Origin of the sequence: Dermacoccus sp. SAI-028, from assembly GCF_004346775.1 — a bacterium.
Taxonomy (GTDB): domain Bacteria; phylum Actinomycetota; class Actinomycetes; order Actinomycetales; family Dermatophilaceae; genus Dermacoccus; species Dermacoccus nishinomiyaensis.
The window spans coordinates 2,678,476-2,698,212 of the sequence record NZ_SMFS01000001.1; the positions used below are offsets into that span (position 1 = coordinate 2,678,476).

16 protein-coding genes and 1 pseudogene are annotated in these 19,737 nt (G+C 69.2%); 5 read left to right on the forward strand and 12 right to left on the reverse strand.

What is annotated here, in order from left to right; genetic code table 11:
- Positions 1–296: 296 nt before the first annotated feature.
- A complete protein-coding gene (locus EDC82_RS12215) occupies positions 297–1,472 on the forward strand; it encodes an NADH-quinone oxidoreductase subunit D (protein WP_062256011.1) in 1,176 nt (391 codons plus the stop codon).
- Between the two features lie 334 nt (positions 1,473–1,806).
- A complete protein-coding gene (locus tag EDC82_RS14610) occupies positions 1,807–2,715 on the forward strand; it encodes a DUF6801 domain-containing protein (RefSeq protein WP_156444878.1) in 909 nt (302 codons plus the stop codon).
- A 182-nt stretch (positions 2,716–2,897) separates the two neighbouring features.
- Here EDC82_RS14610 and EDC82_RS12225 read toward each other — a convergent pair whose 3' ends face one another.
- The 10 genes and pseudogenes from EDC82_RS12225 to dacB form a co-directional block, all read right to left on the reverse strand.
- Positions 2,898–3,431, reverse strand: a complete 534-nt coding sequence (locus EDC82_RS12225; protein WP_115296956.1) for a DUF3180 domain-containing protein — start codon at positions 3,429–3,431, stop codon at positions 2,898–2,900.
- On the reverse strand, positions 3,428–4,399 hold the full coding sequence (gene folK, locus EDC82_RS12230) for a 2-amino-4-hydroxy-6-hydroxymethyldihydropteridine diphosphokinase (protein WP_131941689.1): 972 nt from the start codon (positions 4,397–4,399) through the stop codon (positions 3,428–3,430). The genes EDC82_RS12225 and folK overlap by 4 nt, the downstream gene beginning before the upstream one ends.
- Entirely contained in the window at positions 4,396–5,346 is a 951-nt protein-coding gene (folP, locus tag EDC82_RS12235; RefSeq protein WP_370448852.1) for a dihydropteroate synthase, read from the reverse strand. Before folP ends, folK begins: the two co-directional genes overlap by 4 nt.
- A gap of 29 nt (positions 5,347–5,375) precedes the next feature.
- Positions 5,376–5,969, reverse strand: a complete 594-nt coding sequence (folE, locus tag EDC82_RS12240; RefSeq protein ID WP_006944026.1) for a GTP cyclohydrolase I FolE — start codon at positions 5,967–5,969, stop codon at positions 5,376–5,378.
- Between the two features lie 5 nt (positions 5,970–5,974).
- Entirely contained in the window at positions 5,975–8,023 is a 2,049-nt protein-coding gene (gene ftsH, locus EDC82_RS12245) for an ATP-dependent zinc metalloprotease FtsH (protein ID WP_074040178.1), read from the reverse strand.
- 237 nt (positions 8,024–8,260) lie between these two features.
- Entirely contained in the window at positions 8,261–8,812 is a 552-nt protein-coding gene (gene hpt / locus EDC82_RS12250) for a hypoxanthine phosphoribosyltransferase (protein ID WP_038571717.1), read from the reverse strand.
- A 73-nt stretch (positions 8,813–8,885) separates the two neighbouring features.
- Positions 8,886–9,947 (reverse strand): tRNA lysidine(34) synthetase TilS, encoded by a 1,062-nt coding sequence (gene tilS / locus EDC82_RS12255; RefSeq protein ID WP_062256018.1) that lies wholly within the window; start codon positions 9,945–9,947, stop codon positions 8,886–8,888.
- Complete coding sequence (locus EDC82_RS12260) at positions 9,944–10,999, reverse strand: zinc-dependent metalloprotease (RefSeq protein WP_062256020.1); 1,056 nt, start codon at positions 10,997–10,999, stop codon at positions 9,944–9,946. Before EDC82_RS12260 ends, tilS begins: the two co-directional genes overlap by 4 nt.
- Before the next feature lie 91 nt (positions 11,000–11,090).
- Positions 11,091–11,264 (reverse strand): annotated as a pseudogene (locus EDC82_RS12265) (ferritin); the annotation flags it as partial.
- 781 nt (positions 11,265–12,045) lie between these two features.
- Positions 12,046–13,443, reverse strand: a complete 1,398-nt coding sequence (gene dacB, locus EDC82_RS12275; protein ID WP_131941693.1) for a D-alanyl-D-alanine carboxypeptidase/D-alanyl-D-alanine-endopeptidase — start codon at positions 13,441–13,443, stop codon at positions 12,046–12,048.
- Between the two features lie 126 nt (positions 13,444–13,569).
- On the opposite strand from dacB, the gene EDC82_RS12280 reads away from it, so the two are divergent.
- Together EDC82_RS12280 and EDC82_RS12285 are read left to right on the forward strand one after the other, a co-directional pair.
- Positions 13,570–14,160, forward strand: coding sequence for an inorganic diphosphatase (locus EDC82_RS12280; protein ID WP_006943947.1), 591 nt, complete (start codon positions 13,570–13,572; stop codon positions 14,158–14,160).
- Between the two features lie 348 nt (positions 14,161–14,508).
- Positions 14,509–15,708, forward strand: a complete 1,200-nt coding sequence (locus EDC82_RS12285; RefSeq protein WP_235006306.1) for a CapA family protein — start codon at positions 14,509–14,511, stop codon at positions 15,706–15,708.
- 36 nt (positions 15,709–15,744) lie between these two features.
- On the opposite strand, the gene EDC82_RS12290 is transcribed toward EDC82_RS12285, so the two are convergent.
- The gene (locus EDC82_RS12290; RefSeq protein ID WP_131941697.1) at positions 15,745–17,013 is read right to left on the reverse strand and encodes a TerD family protein; all 1,269 of its coding nucleotides are present in this window, start codon (positions 17,011–17,013) and stop codon (positions 15,745–15,747) included.
- Between the two features lie 38 nt (positions 17,014–17,051).
- Entirely contained in the window at positions 17,052–18,440 is a 1,389-nt protein-coding gene (locus EDC82_RS12295; RefSeq protein ID WP_131941699.1) for a nitrate/nitrite transporter, read from the reverse strand.
- 323 nt (positions 18,441–18,763) lie between these two features.
- Between EDC82_RS12295 and EDC82_RS12300 the strand changes: the two genes are divergently transcribed.
- Positions 18,764–19,693, forward strand: coding sequence for a bile acid:sodium symporter family protein (locus EDC82_RS12300; RefSeq protein WP_235006308.1), 930 nt, complete (start codon positions 18,764–18,766; stop codon positions 19,691–19,693).
- Positions 19,694–19,737: the final 44 nt, after the last annotated feature.

Genomic DNA, 19,737 nt, shown 5'->3' on the forward strand with positions numbered 1-19,737 from the left:
CCGAAAGCCCGCATGGTGGAGTTTCAGCCCCCACCCGACGTTCGCGCACCGCACCGCACGCGCGCGCCCGAGGCTCCCCACCACCCCGATATACCGGCGCGTGGCGCACGCCCGCGCCGTGATGGCCCCGGCGCTACTCGCAACGTCAGTCCTCAGCCGCAACTCGGCCACCACGGCCCCCAGGTCACCTCGCCACGTCGTCGTCTGCCACGTCGTCACGCCTCGCCGCCCACGTGCCCCACTCCATCAGGGCGCGGCGCCGCGGCGGGCGTCGTCGCGTTTGGCAAACTGGGGGCATGTCGTCTCCTGCGTCGTCCCCGCGTGAACTCACCGTCGGCATGGGCGCGGGTGGGCTCGCGACGTCGGACATGGTGCTCAACATCGGCCCGCAGCATCCGGCGACGCATGGCGTGCTGCGCCTACGCATCACGCTCGACGGTGAGCGCATCACGAAGTGCGAGCCGATCGTCGGGTACATGCACCGCGGCGCCGAGAAGTTGTTCGAGGTGCGCGACTACCGTCAGATCCTCGTGCTCGCGAACCGTCACGACTGGCTGTCGGCGTTCAGCAGTGAGATCGGCGTGGCCCTCGCCGTCGAGAAGATGCTGGGCATGGAGGTGCCTGAGCGCGCGACGTGGACGCGGACGCTGCTCTCCGAGTTGAATCGCGTGCTCAATCACCTCATGTTCCTCGGTTCGTATCCACTCGAATTGGGCGCCATCACGCCGATGTTCTACGTGTTCCGTGAGCGCGAAGAGCTACAGGGCGTCATGGAGGAAATCGCGGGCGGCCGCCTGCATTACATGTTCAACCGCGTCGGCGGCCTGCGCGACGACATTCCGGCCGGGTGGCTCGATCGCGCCGCGGCGGCCGTTTCTCTCGTGCGTTCACGCATGCCGGAGATCGAGAGCTTCATCGTCGGCAATCCGATCTTGAATGCGCGGACGAAGGGCGTTGGCGTCGTCTCTCGCGAGATGGTCGAGCAGTACGGCATCACCGGGCCGATCGCGCGCGCGTCGGGCGTCGACGTCGACCTGCGCCGCGACGACCCATATCTCGCCTACGGTGAGCTGTTCGCTCCGGGCGGGCCGGGGCGCGTCATCACGCGCTCCGAGGGTGATTCGCTGGCTCGTCTCGAGGTGTTGCTCGATCAGACGCATGTGTCGCTCGATCTCGCGGACGCCTGCATCGAGGTGTTGCAGAGCTTGCCGCCGGGGCCGGTGAACGTGAAGTTGCCGAAGGTGCTGAAGGTGCCTGAGGGCGATGGGTATGTGGCGACGGAGAACCCGCTCGGTTTCAACGGGTATTACATCGTGTCGCGGGGTGAGAAGACGCCGTGGCGGTTGAAGTTGCGTTCGGCGTCGTTCAACAACATGGCGTGCCTCGGCGAGGTGATGAGGGGGCAACTCTTGGCCGACATGGTGGCGATCCTGGGGTCGATGTTCTTTGTGGTCGGGGACATAGACAAATGAGTCCCGCCGAGCGGAGCTGAGGCCGACGTCGGAGCTTGCGGAGCATGCCGGCCTTGGCGCAGCGAGGTGGGTCTCATTTATCAATCAGATATCGACAAGTAGATGCAGCCCTTGCGCACGGTACGGGCCCGGCCTTAGCGCCAGGCAGCGACACCGCCCCATCGTTCGTCCGAGCCACGCCGGATCGCGCGGCCCTCGTCTCGCGCACCGAGAAAACCTACGATTCCGTAGGTGGGCTGCTGCAAAAGCGATGTGTGTCACGTCACATGGGGTTACGCTCAGGTAGGGCCTGCGCCCGTCGACCCCCTGTTTCGACCCTCAGGAGTTGTTTTCCATGAGCAAGCACTCAGTTCGCCCCGCCTCTCGCACCCGCCGCGGTCTTGCATCGGTTGGCGCCCTCAGCCTCGTCGGCGGAGCTGCCCTCATCGGCATGGCCACCACGGCGAGCACTGCGTCCGCTGCGACCTCGTCCATCAACTACAAGTGCCAATTGACGAACCAGGGCCTCGAGCGAACCTTCACGGACCCGTGGACCGTGACGATGACCGCAGCTGTGCCCACCAATGTGGCACCGGGCGCGGCGATCCCCGCCCCGAAGATCACGGCGAAGGTGACGACGGGCAAGGACGCCGCAGACCAACTGCGTGGCCTCGGCGTGAAGACCATCAGGGGTACGGCGGCAGCGGCGTACACGTTCGGCGGCACCGCCCGCTCTGTCGACCTGACGATCCCCCAGGTCTCGGTGCCCGCGAGCGGCGGCGTCGTGACGAACGCGGAGGGCACCGGCCAGGCAGAGACGGCCCCGGCTGCGGCGGGCACGGTCGATGTCAAGGCCGGCAGCTTCACCTCGAACCAGACGACGGATTCGGGCTTCATCCTCAACATCAGCTGCGCACCGGCAGCGGGCGCCAACACGACGATCGCGACGATCAAGGTCGGTAATGCTGCCCCGTCGACGAGCACGTCGACGTCGACGTCCACCTCGACCAGCCCGACGTCGTCGAGCTCGACCACCACGTCGACGAGCCCCACGACGAGCACCAGCCCGACGGCGCCGTCCACGAGCACGGCCAGCTCCACGGCGATGCCGTCGCCGTCGCACACGACGGGCGGCGGTCAGGGCCCGAAGGTCGAGACCGACTACGTCGGTCACGACTCGATGAACCTCGCCGGCATCGGCCTCGCTGCGGCGGGTGTCGTCGCCATCGGTGGCGCGGCGTTCGCCGGACGTCGAGAGAACTGACGCCAGCCGGCGGGCCTCAGCACCCGCGCCCCGCATGACGATGGGGCCCGTTCACCACGAACGGGCCCCATCGTCATGCGGCCGGCTGTGAAGCGGCCGCGAACTCTTGACCACCTGCGCGGTTCACGGTCGACGCGTGCAGCCGTCCACCGATCCAGCCTGCAAGGGAGCGGGCTTGCGCGTCAGCGTTCGTCGTCGGGAATCGTGCACCAGCGCTGCACGAGGAACCCCAGCACGCTGAGCACGACAGAGCTGATGACGAGCACCCCGAGCAGCAGCACGGCCGAACGGACGGACGGCACGCTGAGGCGCGCGAGCTGGGTGACGGCCTGCCCCGCATACCATCCGGCGAGGATGCCGCCACCGATGGCGGCCGTCTGCGAGAGCACGACGATACGTCGGGCCGTGTCGGGCGCCACCGTCTCGCGCCCCTGGACGACGGCTGCGGCGGCCGCGCGGATCTCGCTCTCGTCGGACCCGGCGCGGCGCGCGGCGTCCGCTTCCTTCTTCGCCTTCGTGCGGGCGCGCACCTCGTCGCGGATGCGCCATCCGCCTGCGACGAGCAGCCCGCACGCCGCGAGGACGACGAGCACCTCCCACCACGAGTGCTGCGGCACGGCGCGCCCACTGTTGCGCATCAGCTGCAGGAGGCCGCCGCTGATGAGCGCGACGAGCAGCCCCGCGACGACGGCGGTGACCGGTCGGACGGGCTTCATGTCAGGCCTTCCTTGAGGTCGATGTGGTCGTCGTCGTCCCACGACGGGCCGCGGCGCACCCCGGACGCATCGACGCGCTGCACGGCGTCGAGCAGCGGCAGGACGCCGTCAGGGGTGCGCACCGCCATCCACGGCGCCGCCTGGGCCCACGGGACGAGCACGAACGCGCGCTCATGAGCCCGCGGGTGCGGCAGGGCGAGGGGCGACCATGACGCGTCCGCCGCGCCGGCCTGCACCCCGTCGCGCTCGTCGGCGAGCACGATCTCGTCCTCGCGACCGGCCTCGCCGAGCGTCACGACGTCGAGGTCGAGGGTGCGCGCGCCCCAGCGCTCACCGCGGACGCGGCCGTGATCGGCTTCGATGCGATGCAGCTCGCGGATGAGATGCCCCGGCGCGAGGCGGGTGACGCCGACCACGACGGCGTTGAGGTAGTCGGGCTGCGCGACGCCCCCGACGGGGTCGGTCTCGACGAGGGGCGACACCTGGGTCACCTCGAACCCCTCGAGCGCCCGCAGCGAGTCGAGCGCCGCGCGCAACGTCGCGACCCGCCGTCCGAGGTTCGTGCCCATCGCGATGACGACGCGGCGGCGCTGCTCGCGGCGAACGCTCACCGACGGGCCTGCCAACACCCCGGTCGACGGAGTGAACGCGACACCTGCGGGAGCGTGCGGCTTGTGGACGGTGACGTCGACCGCCTCGACGATCTCCCACGCGAGGCAAGCGTCGGCGACGCGCTCGGCGAGCGTCTCGATGAGATCGACCGGCTCGCCGGAGCACACCTCGACGGCGCGCGCGGCGACGTCGGCGTACGACAGCGACGCCTCGAGATCGTCGCTGCGGCCCGCGGGGCCCAGGTCGGCCTCGAGGCTGATGTCGAGCACGAACGGCTGGGGGATGCGCTTCTCGAAGTCGAGCACGCCATGGCACGCCGTCACGGCGAGGCCGGTGAGGGTGATGCGGTCACTCATCGGGGCATGCCTCCGCCCACTCGCTCCCCGGCCGACCGGGGCGCCACGGCCCCGCGCGCCGCGGCGACGACGTCGAGCGCTGCGAGCGTCGACGGCACATCGTGCACGCGCACCGCCCATGCGTCGTGCTGGGCGGCGAGGACGCTGGTCGCGGCCGTCGCGGCGTCGCGCGCGGCGGGCGGGACGGACGCGCCGTCCGCGATGAGCTGCGGCGTCCGCCCTGCGACGCCGAGAAAACTCTTGCGCGACGTGCCCCACAGCACCGGCAGCCCGTCGACGTCGAACTCGCCCATGCGCGCGAGCAGTTCCCAGTTCTGCTCGGCCGTCTTCGCGAACCCGAAGCCGGGGTCGACGACGAGCCTGCCGTCGCGGACGCCGGCCTCCCGCAGCGCGGCCACGGACTCGGCCAGCTCGCGACACACATCCGTGACGATGTCGTCGTACGCGGTGTGCTGCTGCATGTCGACGGAGTGCCCGCGCCAGTGCATCGCGACGAACGTCGCGTCACTCGCGGAGGCGACGTCGCGCATCGCTGGGTCGGCGAGCGCGCCGCTGACGTCGTTGATGATGTCCGCTCCGGCAGCGACGGCGGCCTCGGCGACACTCGCGCGCATCGTGTCGACACTCACGCGCGCACCCGCGGCGGCCAGTTCACGCACGACGGGGATGACGCGTCGGGCCTCCTCGTCAGCGCTGGGACGCTGGGCTCCCGGACGGGTCGACTCGCCGCCGACGTCGAGGATGTCGGCGCCCTGCGCCACCAGCTGCAGGCCGTGCTCGACCGCGGCGGCCGCGTCGAACCAGCGTCCGCCGTCGCTGAACGAGTCGGGCGTGACGTTGACGACTGCCATGACGAGCGGACGCCGCACCGGTCCATCCGCACGCGGCGACGAACCGTCGAGCGCATTACCGTTCGAATCACCTGGAGACGAACGATCCGTGCGCATCTCACTCATGCGTTCCTCCGACGAGTGCGTCACTTGCCCATGACGAGGCTCATCGCCTCGGCGCGGGTCGCGGGGTTGCGCAGTTGGCCGCGGACGGCCGAGGTGATCGTGCGCGCGCCCGGCTTGCGGATGCCACGCATCGACATGCACAGGTGCTCGGCTTCGATGACGACGATGACGCCCTGCGCGTCGAGGTGTTCGACGAGCGCGTCGGCGATCTGTGTCGTCAGCCGCTCCTGAACCTGCGGGCGCTTCGCGAACACGTCGACGAGCCGCGCGAGCTTGCTCAGCCCCGTCACCCGGCCGGACGTGGACGGGATGTACCCGACGTGCGCGACGCCGTGGAACGGCACCAGGTGATGCTCACACGTCGAGTAGACCTCGATGTCGCGCACGAGGATGAGCTCTTCGTGGTCGACGTCGAACGTCTTGACGAGCACGTCCTCGGGGTTCTGTCGCAGGCCCGCGAAGATCTCCGCGTAGGCGCGTGCCACGCGGGCGGGCGTCTCGACGAGCCCCTCGCGGTCGGGGTTCTCCCCGACCGCGAGCAGGATCTCGCGGACGGCCGCTTCGAGGCGCGCAAGGTCGACCTCGGCGCCGACCACGTCGTGCGTCTCAGCCACGGCGCTCAGTCACCCAGGCCAGGCCCGACGTCGCTGGGGCCCTGCAGGCCAGGGCCGGCCGGCGGCTGCGGCGGGTAGAGGCTGATCTCGCCGTCGGGACGCTCGTCGGCGTGCGGGTTCTTGCCGAGGTCGATAGCGCGCTGTTCGGCGGGCGTCATGACCGGGCCGCGCGTGCTGACGTGGCGCTGTTCGCTCGAGAGCCACACCTCACGCACCGGCTCCTTGCGCACGGCGGAGAAGATCTCAGCCAGGCGCGGCGCGTCGAGGGTCTCCTTCTCGAGCAGTTCGAGCACGAGGGCGTCGAGGATGTCGCGGTTGTTGTTGAGCGCGCGCCAGGCCTCGTCGTGTGCGCCCTCGATGAGCTTGCGGACCTCGATGTCGACCATCGCGGCGACCTGCTCGGAGTACTCGCGGTTGTTGCCGCCCATGTCGCGGCCGAGGAAGACCTCGCCGCCGGAGTTGCCGAGGTGCACGGCGCCGACGTTCTCGCTCATGCCGAACTGCGTCACCATCTTGCGGGCGATGTCGGTGGCCTTCTCGATGTCGTTGCTCGCACCGGTGCTCGGGTCGTGGAACACCATCTCTTCGGCGACACGGCCGCCGAGGGCGTACGCGAGCTGGTCGAGCAGTTCGTTGCGCGTCGTCGAGTACTTGTCGTCGGTCGGCAGCACCATCGTGTAGCCCAGCGCGCGCCCGCGCGGCAGGATCGTGATCTTGCTGACCGGGTCGGTGTTGTTCATCGCGGCGGCGACGAGGGCGTGGCCACCCTCGTGGTACGCGGTGACCTTGCGCTCCTTCGCGCTCATCGGGCGCGACTTCTTCTGCGGGCCGGCCATGACGCGGTCGATCGCCTCGTCGAGGGCCTCGTTCGTGATGATCGTGCCGTTGGTGCGCGCGGTGAGCAGCGCAGCCTCGTTGAGCACGTTCTCGAGCTCGGCGCCGGAGAAGCCCGGTGTGCGGCGCGCGACCGACATGAGGTCGACGTCCTTCGCCATCGGCTTGCCCTGGGCGTGCACCTGCAGGATGTGGTGGCGGCCGCCCATGTCGGGCGCCTCCACCGCGATCTGACGGTCGAAACGGCCGGGACGCAGCAGTGCCGGATCGAGGATGTCGGGGCGGTTGGTCGCCGCGATCAGGATGACGCGCGTGCGGTCGTCGAAGCCGTCCATCTCGACGAGGAGCTGGTTGAGCGTCTGCTCACGCTCGTCGTGGCCTCCGCCCAGGCCGGCGCCGCGGTGGCGGCCGACGGCGTCGATCTCGTCGACGAAGATGATGGCGGGGCTGTTCTCCTTGGCCTGCGCGAACAGGTCACGCACACGGCTCGCACCAACACCGACGAACATCTCGACGAAGTCAGAACCTGAGATCGTGTAGAACGGCACGTTCGCCTCGCCGGCGACGGCGCGTGCGAGCAGCGTCTTACCCGTGCCGGGCGGGCCGTACAGCAGCACGCCCTTGGGGATCTTGGCGCCGATCTTCTCGTACTTCTCGGGGTCGGCGAGGAAGTCCTTGATCTCCTTGAGTTCCTCGACTGCCTCGTCGGCGCCCGCGACGTCGCTGAACTTCGTCGTCGGCATGTCCTTGCTGTGCAGCTTCGCCTTCGACTTGCCGAACTGCATGACCTTCGAACCGCCGCCCTGGGCCTGGCTCATGAGGAACCAGAACAGACCGACGAGCAGCAGGATCGGCAGGATGTTCATCAGCAGGGTGACGAAGATGCCCTGACGCTGCGGGTCGTCCGTGTATCCCTTCGGGGGCGTGTGCGCGCTCAGGGAGTCGACGACCTGCTTGCCGCGCGCGTCGACGTAGTCGGCCTCGACGCGCTTGACGTCCTTGAGCTTGCCGATGTCCTGCTTGTCCTTCAGCGTCAGACTGACGCTGTCGGGCGTGACCTTCGCACTCTCGACCTTTTCGGCGTTGATGAGGGAAATGGCCTGCGAGGTGTCGATGCGCGAATACCCGCCGATGTTGCTGAACATGTAGAACAGCAGCGCCACGGCGAGCGCGAGGACCACGTACAGGCCCGGCGTGCGCATGATTTTCTTAGCGTTCATCTGTTTGCGGGGCGAGCCCCGACCCTCTCATCGAAGAAGTGCCAGTCAACAAACCGCCAACGCGCGGCGCGGCGGCGATGTTCCCGCTCCCTGCGCGCGACGACAGCAGATGCGTCTCGATAGGACAGTGTGACCCACTGAACGCGCCGCTGCGCCGCGGGTTCGCGCACAGCGCAACCGTGCGTCGTCCCGCGCGGCCGGTGGCGACGCCGGCGTCAGCGCCGCGAGGACGCTCGATCAGGAGTACACGTGCGGCGCGAGCGTGCCGATGTCGCGCAGGTTGCGGAACTTCTCGTCGAAGTCGAGCCCGTAGCCGACGACGAAGGAGTTGGGGATGTCGAATCCGACGTACTTGCAGTCGATCTCGACCTTCGCAGCCTCCGGCTTGCGCAGCAGCGTGCAGATCTCGACCGACGCGGGGTTGCGCGACTCGAGGTTGCTGCGGATCCAGCTCAGCGTCAGGCCGGAGTCGATGATGTCCTCGACGATGAGGACGTGGCGGCCGGAGATGTCGGCGTCGAGATCCTTGAGGATGCGCACGACGCCGGAGCTCTTCGTCCCCGAGCCGTAGGAACTGACGGCCATCCAGTCCATCGGCACCGAGCCCGGCAGCGCTCGCATGAGGTCGGCCATGACGAGGATTGCGCCCTTGAGCACACCGACGAGCAGCACGTCCTTGCCCTCGTAGTCACGCCAGATCTGCGCAGCGAGCTCTTCGAGCTTCGCGTGAATCTGTGCCTCGGTGAACAACACGTTCTCGAGGTCGTTTCCCATCTGGGAAGAGTCCATCACCGGCTCCTCGTCGTCTCTGCCGGTCTTGCCGGCGCTCGCCACCGCGCGTGCTCGCGGGCGGCCGTCCACGTCATTCTCCCTTGCGGCGTGGGCTGATGGTCATCTCGCCCCCGACGCGTCGAACCTCAACGCTACCCGGGACGTCGATCGGCCCCTGCCCCGACCAGGCGACGAGCAGCCGTTCGACGTCGAACAGGTGCCCGCTCGACAGTTCGGCGTCGCGGGCGCCGTGCAGGACGAGGAGGCGGCGCAGCGCGCGGATGCGCAGCGCCGGGTCGAGCCCGGCCAGCGCTACGACGCTCCACGTCGCTGGCCAGGCGCGCGAGTCATCGGTGCCCGCGGAGCGCGCGAGCGCCTCGTCGGTGAGGCGGTCGAGCAGGTCGGCGTCGCGGCCGGCGGCCGCTGCCGTGCGGAACAGGCTGCGGCGCAGTGTCGGTGCCGCGAGTTCACGTTCGAGTGCCGCGAGGGTGTGGCGCGCGCGCACCCGGCTGAAGGCCGGGTCGTCGTTGTGCGGGTCGTGCCATGGTTCGAGGCCGAGCGCTTCGCAGGCGAGCTCGGTGTCGACGCGCCGCACCGGCCCACCTGGCACGATCTCGGGGCCGAGCAGGAACGGTCGCAGCAGGCGCGCACGGTCGGCGCGCATGCCGGCGAGCGCTCGGGTGCCGCTGCCGCGCATGAGGCCGAGCAGCACCTGTTCGGCCTGGTCGTCGGCCGTGTGCGCGAGTACGGCGCGCGCCGCGCCCACTGCGTCCGCGACGTCGAACAGCGCTCGACGACGGGCCGCGCGGGCGGCCGCTTCGAGCCCTTCCGGCGCGTCGGCGTCGACGATGACGGCGACGGTGCGCACGTCGTCGTCCGCGAAGCCGAGCTGGTCGACGCAGGCGCGGCGCGCGCGTTCGGCGACGTCCGCCGAGCCCGCCTGCAGCCCGTGGTCGACGATGACGACGTCGACCGCGACGCCCTGCTTCGGCGCCTCGAACGCGAGGGCCGCGGCGAGCGCCATGGAGTCGGCTCCCCCGCTGACGCCGGCGACGACGCGCCGCTCACCCGCGGCATCACTCGAGAACGTGCGCTGCAGCGCGGTGCGGACGGCGAGGCGCGTCAGAGCGACGCTGGGGTGCGGGCCACTCATCGGAACAGCGACCCGTGGATGCGTTCGACCCACAGCTGAGGGCGCTGGATCTCGGCGGGCGTCGGCAGGTTCTCGGGGGCGGCCCAGACGGCGTTGAAACCGTCGATTCCCACCTTTTCCTGCACGCCGCGCACGAACGCTGCGCCGTCACGGTACTGGCGCATCTTGGCCTCGAGGCCCATGAGGCGTCGCAGCAGCTTGTCGATGTTGCCGAGACCGGCGCGGCGGTCGCCGAAGCGGGCGCGGATCGTCTCGACGCTCGGCACGATCTGCGGGCCTACGTCGTCCATGACGACGTCGGCGTGGCCTTCGAGCAGGGACATGACGGCGGCGAGGTCGGCCATGCGCGTGCGTTGTTCGGGGGTGGCGAAGATGTCGCTCAGCCCCATCGAGCCCTCCTTGAACGCCTCGGGCACACGTTTGGCGATCTCGCCGACGCGCGTCGCCATCTCCTCGGGCGTCGGCGCCATGTCGACGAGCAGGTCTCGGGCGGCGCTGACGACGTGCTCGCGTAGCCAGGGCACGGCGGTGAACTGCACGCGGTGCGCCTCTTCGTGCAGGCACACCCAGAGGCGGAAGTCGTGCGGGTCGACGTCGAGTTCGCGTTCGACCTGGACGATGTTGGGCGCCACGAGCAGCAGCGACGGCGTGCCGCCGGGTGCGATGTCGTACTGACCGAGCACCTTGCTCGACATGAACGCCATGAGCCCGCCGATCTCTCCCCCGCTCACCTTGGCGGTGATGGCGCGCGCGACCGGCCCGGCGGCGCGTTTGGCGGTGATCTTGTCGACGACGGGCGCGATCATGCCGTCGAGGGAGGCGATGTTGACGTCGACCCACGCGCTGCGGTCGACGACGCGCACCGCGCCGATGTCGTCGGGCGTGACGAGCTGCGCCGTCTGCGCGACTGGATCGTGGGCGCGGCAGGCGGCGTCACGCAGTTCGGCGACGGCGTCGCTCGCTTCGGCGGCACTGAGGCGCGGGCCGCCGCGATGCAGTTTCTTGCCCGTCGTCGCGGCGAAACGCCAGTCGATGTAGCTCGGTTCACCCATGCTGCTCACGCTACCGCGCGGCGCTGACAGCCCCTTGACGGTCGCGAATCGCCCGGCGTCGAGTCCGAGAGCCCACGACGGGGCGGCACGCTCAGACCTCCGTCGTCTTGACGGGGCGGGCGCCGAGTTCGGCTTCGAGACGGAGCAGGCCGGGACCGTCGCCGTCGATGAACTTCAGACGCCCGACGATCTGCGAGACGGTGGCTTCTTCCTCGATCTGCTCGAACGGGAACCAGCTGAGCAGCGGACGGGAGTCGAGGTCGCCGATGTGAGCCCGCCACCTCGACGGACTCCATCGCGTGACGCCCAAAACGGTTCGCGCACCGAGGTCAGTCGACGGGCCAGCGGTAGGGCGTGAGATCCCGTAGAGAGGCGACGTCCGTCGCCGTCACGAGCACCTCTACGTCGAGGTTGTTCGGTGAGAGCTGTTGCACCGTGGCAGCAAGAACAGCGGCCAACGGCGAGCACGATCCCCGCCGAAGTCACTGTGAGCGTCAGGGTCGTCGCCTATGAGGCGAAGCACTGCTGCGCGGCTTGGCGACCGATGCCGAGGGCGGCGCCGATGATGGCCGAGGTGACCGGAGAGGCGCCCATGGTGGCGCTGGCGCCATCTCGTTCGGGCGACCCGTCGAGGTGCCGCCCCATCGGGTGCTACGTCGCCTCGTCAGCGTTGGCCGCGACCTACCGGAAGGACCGTCATGACGTCTGAACCCATGAGCGCGCAGCAGGAATACGACTTCTATGCCGACGCAGCCAACCAGCAGCCCCAAGGCGCGCCTCGTCGGCGGAAGGGAACGGCTGAGCACACCCGTTCCGGTCCGCTTCCCACCCGAGCTGCTCGAAGAGGTCAGGAGCGCCGCTCGAGCTGACGATCGGTCGGTCTCGGCTTGAATCCGCCGAGCCGCCGAGCCGTCGAGCACGAACTGCGCCGAAGCGCCTGAGCGGTGCGTCCGTTCTGGCAGCCTGAATCCACGGTCAACATGAGCGGCGACGCGACAGCCGGCGATTCGACAACGCATGCTGCCGAGCGTCAACACGTGCTGAGTTCAGGGCAGCTTCGTCAACTCGGTGACGAGGTGATCAACGGCCGTCTTGGCGCCGATGGCGCCGTCGGAGAACGTGCCGTTCGTCGTCACCGCGAACACAAGGGGGTGGCCGCTCTTCGTCGTCGCCAGGCCCGCCAGCGATGACGCGTCAGGCAACGACCCGGTCTTCGCCCGCACGAGACCGGCGCCGTCCTGCGACTCGGCGCGCATGTATCGATCGTGCAGGGTACCGTTCCACGCCGAGACCGGCAACCGCTCGATGACGCGCGCATACGTCGCATCCTTGCCCGTCGATGCGCGCGTCAGCACGTCGCCGAGCACCCGCACCGGCAGCGTCGTGCCCGACGACAAACCGCTCGTGTCGACGAGCTTGACGCCGCTGACGTCGACGCCCTCACGCTTGAGCACCGACGTCACCCACGTGCCCCCCGCGGCCGAATCGCCGTGCACGCCGTCGAGCGCCGCAGCCTGACGGGCGAGGGACTCAACCATCGAGTTGTCCGAATCCTGCAAGGCGAGCCCGAGCAGGTCGAGCACCGGCGCCGACGTCACCGACCCGAGCTGCTGCCCCGCCGCCGGCTTCGTCACGTTCTTGCCGTACGTCGCCGTGATACCGCGCTTGCCGAGCTCCTTGACGAATGCCTGCGCGGCGTCCTTCGTCGGGTCGGCGACGGCCGGGGTGCGGTTGTCGGCGCGCTCGGAGGCGAGCGCCAAGGTCGTGATGCGCGCCGTGAAACCGTAGCCGAACAGCGCGTCCTCCCACCCCTTCGCCTTGTTCGGCCCGGGCGCGTAGGAGGTGTTCGTGTCGACGGTGACCTTCGTGACGCCCTGCTTCTTCAGCGCCGCCGCGCTCTGCGCCGCGAGGTCGCCGAGGCCTGCGCGGCCGGCGACCTTCGTCGCATCGCCCACCCCCTCGGCGAGGGTCATGTCACCGCCGGCGACGAGCTCGAGGGTGCTGCCCTCGAGCGTCGCCCGCGTCGTCAGCCCCTTGTCGAGGTCGAGTTCGCTATGGGCGATCGCGAAGGCACTCGCGAGCTTCGTCACCGACGCCGGCGTCGTCGCCTTGCTCGAATCGTGTTCGTAGAGAACAGTTCCCGTCGACGCATCGCGTACCGTCACCGCCGTCGGCGAACCGAACCACGGGTTCTTCAGCGACGCCTCGACCGACTTCTTCACCTCGTTCGCGCTCGGCGCGGCCCCGACGCTCGCCGACGGCAACGACGCCGACGCGGCCTTCTGCAACGGCTCATACGTCTTGCCCTCGACCGTCACGGCCTTGGGGGTGTTCGTCGGCGCGAGCGTCAGGACGCCGGGCACCACGTCGTACGCATCGAGCGCGCCGTACCCCGCGAGCGCCGCCACGAGCGCACCGCTGACGGCCCACGTCCGCTTCTTCATCGGGGCACCACCTTAATCGCGTCCTGCTGCCGCGCCATCGCACGTCGATGACGAGTTTTTCATCCGCGCCCCGGTACGGAACACTAAGGAACGACCATTACACCAGCTATCCGGAGGGCACGAACCATGGAGTTCGACGTCACCATCGAGATCCCGCGCGGCACACGCAACAAGTACGAGGTCGACCACGAGACGGGCCGCATCCGCCTCGACCGCATCCTGTTCACCGCGATGCACTACCCGGCCGACTACGGCTACATCGAGGACACCCTCGGTGAGGACGGCGACCCGCTGGACGCGCTGCTGCTCATCGACGAGCCGACGTTCCCCGGCTGCGTCGTGCGCGCCCGCGCCATCGGTGTCTTCCGCATGGTCGACGAGGCCGGCGGCGACGACAAGATCCTGTGCATCCCCGCGGGCGACCCGCGTCAGGACCACGTGACGGACATCAAGGACGTCTCCGACTTCACGCTCAAGGAGATGTCGCACTTCTTCGAGACGTACAAGGCGCTCGAGCCGGGCAAGTCCGTCGAAGAGGGTTCGCACTGGGTCGACGCCGCGGCCGCGCAGAAGACCGTCGAGGAAGCGCTCGAGCGCGCCAAGGCCGAGGGCATGACGACGGCGCGCTGGGCGATGCCGGGCCACGACGCCCACGAGACCGAGCGCTCCATCGACAAGGCACCCGGCGACTCCCAGGCCGAGAAGCCGACGAAGTGACCCACCCCTGAGCGTCACGCTCAGCGACGCCGCAGCCCCCGTCCGAGTTCGGACGGGGGCTGCGGCGTGTTCTGGCTCTTGGGCAGGGTTGACGATGCGAGATGAGATCCGACGTGGTTTCGGCAGCGTCAACCAACCTGCGCGAATGTGGACGTAGATCGCCGATGTGGACATGAATCGCAGGGGCGCAGGCGGGTCTGCGCGACCTGCGGGGGCACGAGAGTGCTGCGTCACCGGAACGCCTTCAATTGCTGCTGCGGCGGTCAATACCCCGTCTATCGTTGGCACATGAACCAGGGGGCGAGGAACCACGGCATGCGGAAGGCCGCGACAATGCTCGCGGTGGCCATGACGTTGAGCGCGGCGGCATGCTCATCGAACGACGACGGATCGAAGAGCAGCGGGTCGTCAGGCGCCGGGTCGTCCAAGGCGTCAGGGGCCAGCGGTTCTCAGGGCGCCTCGGGCGCGTCGTCGGCGCAACCCGGCTCGTCGAACGCGCCGGGCCTCGCGGCCGGCAAGAGCATCGACATCGGTGGTTCGGGCGACATCCTCGTCCACGTGCCCGTGCGCGACGACGCCGCGCACAATGCGGCGGCGAAGGGCGCGAAGGGCTACGACTTCGACCCGATGTTCGCCAACGTCACCAAGCCGATCAGTGCGCTCGATCTCGCGATCTGCCACATGGAGACGCCGCTGTCGACGACGAACACGAACCTTTCCATCCCCGCGACGCTCAGCTTCAATGTCCCGCACGAGGTCGCCGGATCGTTGAAGCGTGCCGGGTTCGACGGCTGTGACCGCGTCGGCAACCACGTCATCGACCGCGGCATCCAGGGCGTCGGCGAGACGAAGAAATCGCTCGACGACGCGGGTCTGAAGAACCAGGGCCCGACGCCGACGCCGAGCACCGGCCAGAGCGCCGTGATGTACGACGTCAAGGGCGTCAAGGTCGCGCAGCTCGCGTACTCGTACACGACCGGAAACGCGGACGCCTCGAACACCGTCGTGCCGCCCGAATGGCCCTGGCTCAAGTATTGGCAGTTCCCCGTCGTCAAGGCCGAGGGCATCCTGGCCGACGCGAAGAAGGCGAAGGCTGCGGGCGCGGACGTCGTCGTCCTCAGCATGCACTGGGGCAAGGAGTACAGCATCCCGGCCTCCACCGAGCAACGCGAACTCGCAGCGAAACTGCTCGCGAGCGACGACGTCGACACGATCCTCGGCACGCATGTCCACGTGCCGCAGTCGTGCGAGAAGATCAACGGCAAGTACGTCGTCTACGGCATGGGCAACTTCCTGAGCAACCAGGGTCCGAGCGTCAATTCGAGCCTCAAACCGTCGACGCAGGACGGCATGATCGTCGACGTGAAGCTGACGAAGGGTGACGACGGCAAGGTGACGCAGCAGCTCACCTACCAGCCGACGCACGTCAACCTCGCCGGGCACGTCATCGAACTCGCGACGCCGACGAAGAACGCCGACGCCTACGGCCGTGTCAAGGCTGCGATGACGCAGCTTGGCAGCAAGTGCGACGCCACCCCCGCGAGCTGACTCGACGTGTCGCCCAGCTGAGCGAGCGCTCCACTCTCACTTGTAGAGGTTGAGCCCCCCGGCGTCCATGTGCACGGTGAGGTGGTCGTCGAGGACGGGGCGCAGTTCCGAGGTCGGCGCGGAGTACAACTCGAGCGAGTCGACGATCACCCCGTCGGGGCTGTTGACGACGATCCCCGGAACGCAGGTGTAGATGTTGTCGTGATCGCTCGCGTTGCTCGCGTCGATGCGGACACTCGTGCCGGCGCCGTTGTCGATCGACATGGACACCTGGTAGCGGCGAAACGACCCCGTGCCGTTCGATTGCGCCGAGTACACGACGGGCAGCACCGCCACGACCTTCGGGTTGAGACGGATCTCGATCGTCTCACTCGTCATCGGCGCAGGCGGGCTCTGCTTCTTGCGGCCGAACAGTCCCCCACCGGTGCGTGCCGTCCGTGCTCGTCCGACGTCGCCGAGATGCGTGACGGCGCCGTCCGAGGAGCGCTGCGTGGCATGGGGCTGCTCCTTGGTCCCGAACGTCGCGACCGTCTCGTCGTGGCCGTCGGCGTAGCGCACGAGAGCGAAGACGTCGTAGTCGGTGGCGGCCGGCCACTCGATGCGAGCCGTGATGACGGGCGACTTCTCGATCGAGACACGCTGCCCCTTCGTCAGGCTGATCGCCCCCGTGCGTTTGCCGAGATCGACCGGGCCGCTCGACGACGGCATCGGCGCAGCGGCAGGCGGCGCAGCAACAGGAGGCGCAGCCACAGGAGGCGTGGCGGGGAGCGGTCCAGCTGTCGAGGCGGCCGCGAGGGGCGTCTGAGGCGTGTCGTTCTCGACGCTCACGCCGTGCTCGCGCAGGAGCGCGGGCAGCCCGCCGTCCCATCCTGCGGAGACGTTGCGCACCTTCCAGGCGCCGCCTCGCAGGTAGATCTCGACGAGCACCGCCGCGCGCTCGCTCGTGAATCCGGTTGCGGTGACGGCGTACTGCTCACCGTGCGCGTCGATCGTGACGGCGAGCTGCGGGGACGAGGCGAGCGAGCCCGGCGCCGCGTCATCCATCGCGACGGCGACGGCGAGACGTTCGATCTGCGGCGGGAGCGCGGACAGGTCGACGGTGATGTCACCACCATCGAGACGCACCGCGCCCTCGGGTGAGCGGGGCTGGTTGTAGAAGACGAAGTCGTCGTCGGTGCGCACGACCCCGTCTGCGGTCAGTTGCAGCACCATGAGGTCGACCGTGCCCGGCTGGGTGCCGACGACCGTGATGGCGAGGCGGGTGCCGCCGAGGGGCGCGTTGGCTCCCTTGCTCAACTCGTTCATTCCGCCACCCTGGCACAGGCTCGCGACGGCGGAGGGGCTTACGCGCGGGTAGCACCTCGGTGTTCGGCCGCCCCGGCGCGCTCGGTGCGGCGGCGGGAGACGCCCGCTCGCAGGTGCGCGTAGTCGTCGTCGGCGAGGACGACGTCGTGGGTGCGGCGGCGGTAGTGCCACATCATCGCCAGGCCCAGTGCCCACACGAGGTACTGCACACTCATCGCCTTGCGGAACGCCTCGACGTCGTACGTCGCCGGGCCGCCGGGGGCGACGTGGTCGAGCACGAGGCCGATGAGGACGATGCACGTCACGGACGCGACGTAGCCGCCGACGTTGACGATGCCGTTGGCGCTGCCGATGCGTGCGGCGGGGTTGAACGAGCGGGCGACGTCGAAGCCGACCATCGAGCCTGGTCCGCCGAACGCCATTGCGATGCACAGGAGCACGAGCAACCACAACGGTGCACGGCCGGGCCACAGCAGCACGATCGTCCACAGCGTGATGACGGTGAGAACGACGGCGAACACGGCGACGGAGCGTCGGTGCGGGAAGCGGGCGGTGAACGTGCCCATGAGTGGGCTCGTGACGATGATCGTCACGACCATGATGCTGAGCAGCGTGCTGGCGGCACCCTCGGACAGGCCCTGCCCCTTCGTCAGGAACGGGAAACCCCACAGCAGCATGAACACATTCATCGAGAACTGCGCGGTGAAGTGCGCCCACAGGCCGAGCTTCGTGCCGGGCTCGCGCCACACCTGCGCGAGTGTCTGCCCGACGGCGCGCAGGCGGATCGAGTCGCGGCGCTCGTCGTGCGTCGGCGAGTCGATGACGACGAACCACATGACGACGCCGAGGACGACGCCGAACGCCGCCGCGCCGAGGTACGTCGTGCGCCACCCCAGGCTGTGCAGGCTGACGGCGAGTGGGCCTGCCGCGAGGAGTGAGCCGAGCTGGCCGGCGAACCCGGTGATCTGCGTGACCATCGGCGCGCGTCGCACCGGAAACCACAACGCCGCGATGCGCAGGACGCACACGAAGATCATCGCGTCGCCCATGCCGACGAGGACGCGCGCGCAGATGCCCTGCGCGAACGTCGACGCGAACGCGAACCACGCCTGCCCGAGCGTCATCGTCAGCGTTCCGGCGGCCAGCAGCTTCTTCGAACCGAACTGGTCGAGCATCGCGCCGACGGGCACCTGCATGACGGCGTAGACGAGCAACTGCACCATCGCGAACGTCGCGAGTTGTCCGCTCGAGATCCCGAAGCGCTGCGCCGCGAGGATGCCCGCGACGCCGAGCGACGTGCGGTGGAACACGGCGAGGACGTAGACGCTCACCGCCGCGGTCCAGATCGCCCAGGCGCGTCGCCCACCGAGCGGGGCGACAAGTTTCGAGGTGGGCGTGTCAACGGGCGCGGCGGTGTGGGACGTCATGGTGACGCCAGTTTAGTTCGGTTCTCGATGTTGCCCGGCGTCGCTTCTACGCATGCGAGCGACCCCGCCGCAGCCACGATGCTCTGAGCGGGCCCCGGCGGCAACGCTTTTCGCGCACCTCCCACCTCGCACCGTCGGCACGGCTGGACCCGCTGCGTGAACATCGCCAACTGCTGTCGGCGCCCGCCTCTACTCTGACGAATGTGACGAACGAGCAGCACCCCACTCCCGCGACCACCGACTCGGTGACCACCGACTCAGCGACCACCCACTCGACGAGCGGCGCCGACGCCGTCGAGACGCCCGCGCAGCGTCGCGCCGCCATGATCGCGGTGACGGTGCTGCCGATCGTCGTCGTCATCGCCGGGTTGTGGGGGTACAACAGCCCGTCGACGTTCACGTCACACGCGTCGTGGGTGCCGTACCTGCTCGGCGTCGTCATGTTCACGATGGGGCTGACGCTGACGCCGCGCGATTTCGCCGCCGTCCTGCGCCGCCCGTGGGCCGTGCTCATCGGGCTGGCCGCGCACTACGTCATCATGCCGGGAGCGGGCTGGATCATCGCGCACGCACTCAACCTCTCCCCCGAGCTCGCCGTCGGGCTCATTCTCGTCGGCTGCGCGCCGAGCGGGACGGCGTCGAACGTCATGACGTTCCTGTCGAAGGGAGACGTCGCCCTCGGCGTCTCCGTCGCGACGGTCTCGACGCTCGTCGCTCCCGTCGTCACACCCCTGCTGACGGCGTTCCTCGCCGGGTCGTACCTGCACGTCGATGCGGGGTCGATGATGGTCGACATCGTCAAGACGGTGCTCGTGCCGATCGTGCTCGGCGTCGTCGTCAGGCTCATCATCCGTGACAAGGGCGTACGCGCCATCGCGCCCGCGCTGCCGTGGATCAGCGCGTTCGTCATCGCGTGGATCGTCGCGATCGTCGTGGCCGGCAGCGCCGGAAAGCTCGCGAAGGTCGGCGGCATCGTCTTCCTCGCCGTCGTGCTGCACAACGGTTTCGGGCTGCTGCTCGGCTACATCGCGGCCCGGTTCGCCGGGCTCGACGTGAAGGCGCGCCGCGCGCTCGCGTTCGAGGTCGGCATGCAGAACTCCGGCCTCGCCGCGACGCTGGCCAAGGTGCACTTCTCGCCGCTGGCCGCGCTGCCGTCGGCAGTGTTCTCGGTGTGGCACAACGTCTCGGGCGCCATCCTCGCGGCGTGGTTCGCGCGCCAGCCGGTCGGCGAACGCGAGCCGTCACGGGGCTGACACCGTCAGCCCGCGGGCGTGTCGGGCAAGTGCGTCCAACCGTC

What these genes read in the sequence shown, in the direction of transcription:
- EDC82_RS12215 (WP_062256011.1), top strand. Translation starts at nt 297, where the DNA reads ATGTCGTCTCCTGCGTCGTCCCCGCGTGAACTCACCGTCGGCATGGGC.
- EDC82_RS14610 (WP_156444878.1), top strand. Translation starts at nt 1,807, where the DNA reads ATGAGCAAGCACTCAGTTCGCCCCGCCTCTCGCACCCGCCGCGGTCTT.
- EDC82_RS12225 (WP_115296956.1), bottom strand. Translation starts at nt 3,431, where the DNA reads ATGAAGCCCGTCCGACCGGTCACCGCCGTCGTCGCGGGGCTGCTCGTC.
- folK (WP_131941689.1), bottom strand. Translation starts at nt 4,399, where the DNA reads ATGAGTGACCGCATCACCCTCACCGGCCTCGCCGTGACGGCGTGCCAT.
- folP (WP_370448852.1), bottom strand. Translation starts at nt 5,346, where the DNA reads ATGCGCACGGATCGTTCGTCTCCAGGTGATTCGAACGGTAATGCGCTC.
- ftsH (WP_074040178.1), bottom strand. Translation starts at nt 8,023, where the DNA reads ATGAACGCTAAGAAAATCATGCGCACGCCGGGCCTGTACGTGGTCCTC.
- hpt (WP_038571717.1), bottom strand. Translation starts at nt 8,812, where the DNA reads ATGGACTCTTCCCAGATGGGAAACGACCTCGAGAACGTGTTGTTCACC.
- tilS (WP_062256018.1), bottom strand. Translation starts at nt 9,947, where the DNA reads ATGAGTGGCCCGCACCCCAGCGTCGCTCTGACGCGCCTCGCCGTCCGC.
- EDC82_RS12260 (WP_062256020.1), bottom strand. Translation starts at nt 10,999, where the DNA reads ATGGGTGAACCGAGCTACATCGACTGGCGTTTCGCCGCGACGACGGGC.
- dacB (WP_131941693.1), bottom strand. Translation starts at nt 13,443, where the DNA reads ATGAAGAAGCGGACGTGGGCCGTCAGCGGTGCGCTCGTGGCGGCGCTC.
- EDC82_RS12280 (WP_006943947.1), top strand. Translation starts at nt 13,570, where the DNA reads ATGGAGTTCGACGTCACCATCGAGATCCCGCGCGGCACACGCAACAAG.
- EDC82_RS12285 (WP_235006306.1), top strand. Translation starts at nt 14,509, where the DNA reads ATGACGTTGAGCGCGGCGGCATGCTCATCGAACGACGACGGATCGAAG.
- EDC82_RS12290 (WP_131941697.1), bottom strand. Translation starts at nt 17,013, where the DNA reads ATGAACGAGTTGAGCAAGGGAGCCAACGCGCCCCTCGGCGGCACCCGC.
- EDC82_RS12295 (WP_131941699.1), bottom strand. Translation starts at nt 18,440, where the DNA reads ATGACGTCCCACACCGCCGCGCCCGTTGACACGCCCACCTCGAAACTT.
- EDC82_RS12300 (WP_235006308.1), top strand. Translation starts at nt 18,764, where the DNA reads ATGATCGCGGTGACGGTGCTGCCGATCGTCGTCGTCATCGCCGGGTTG.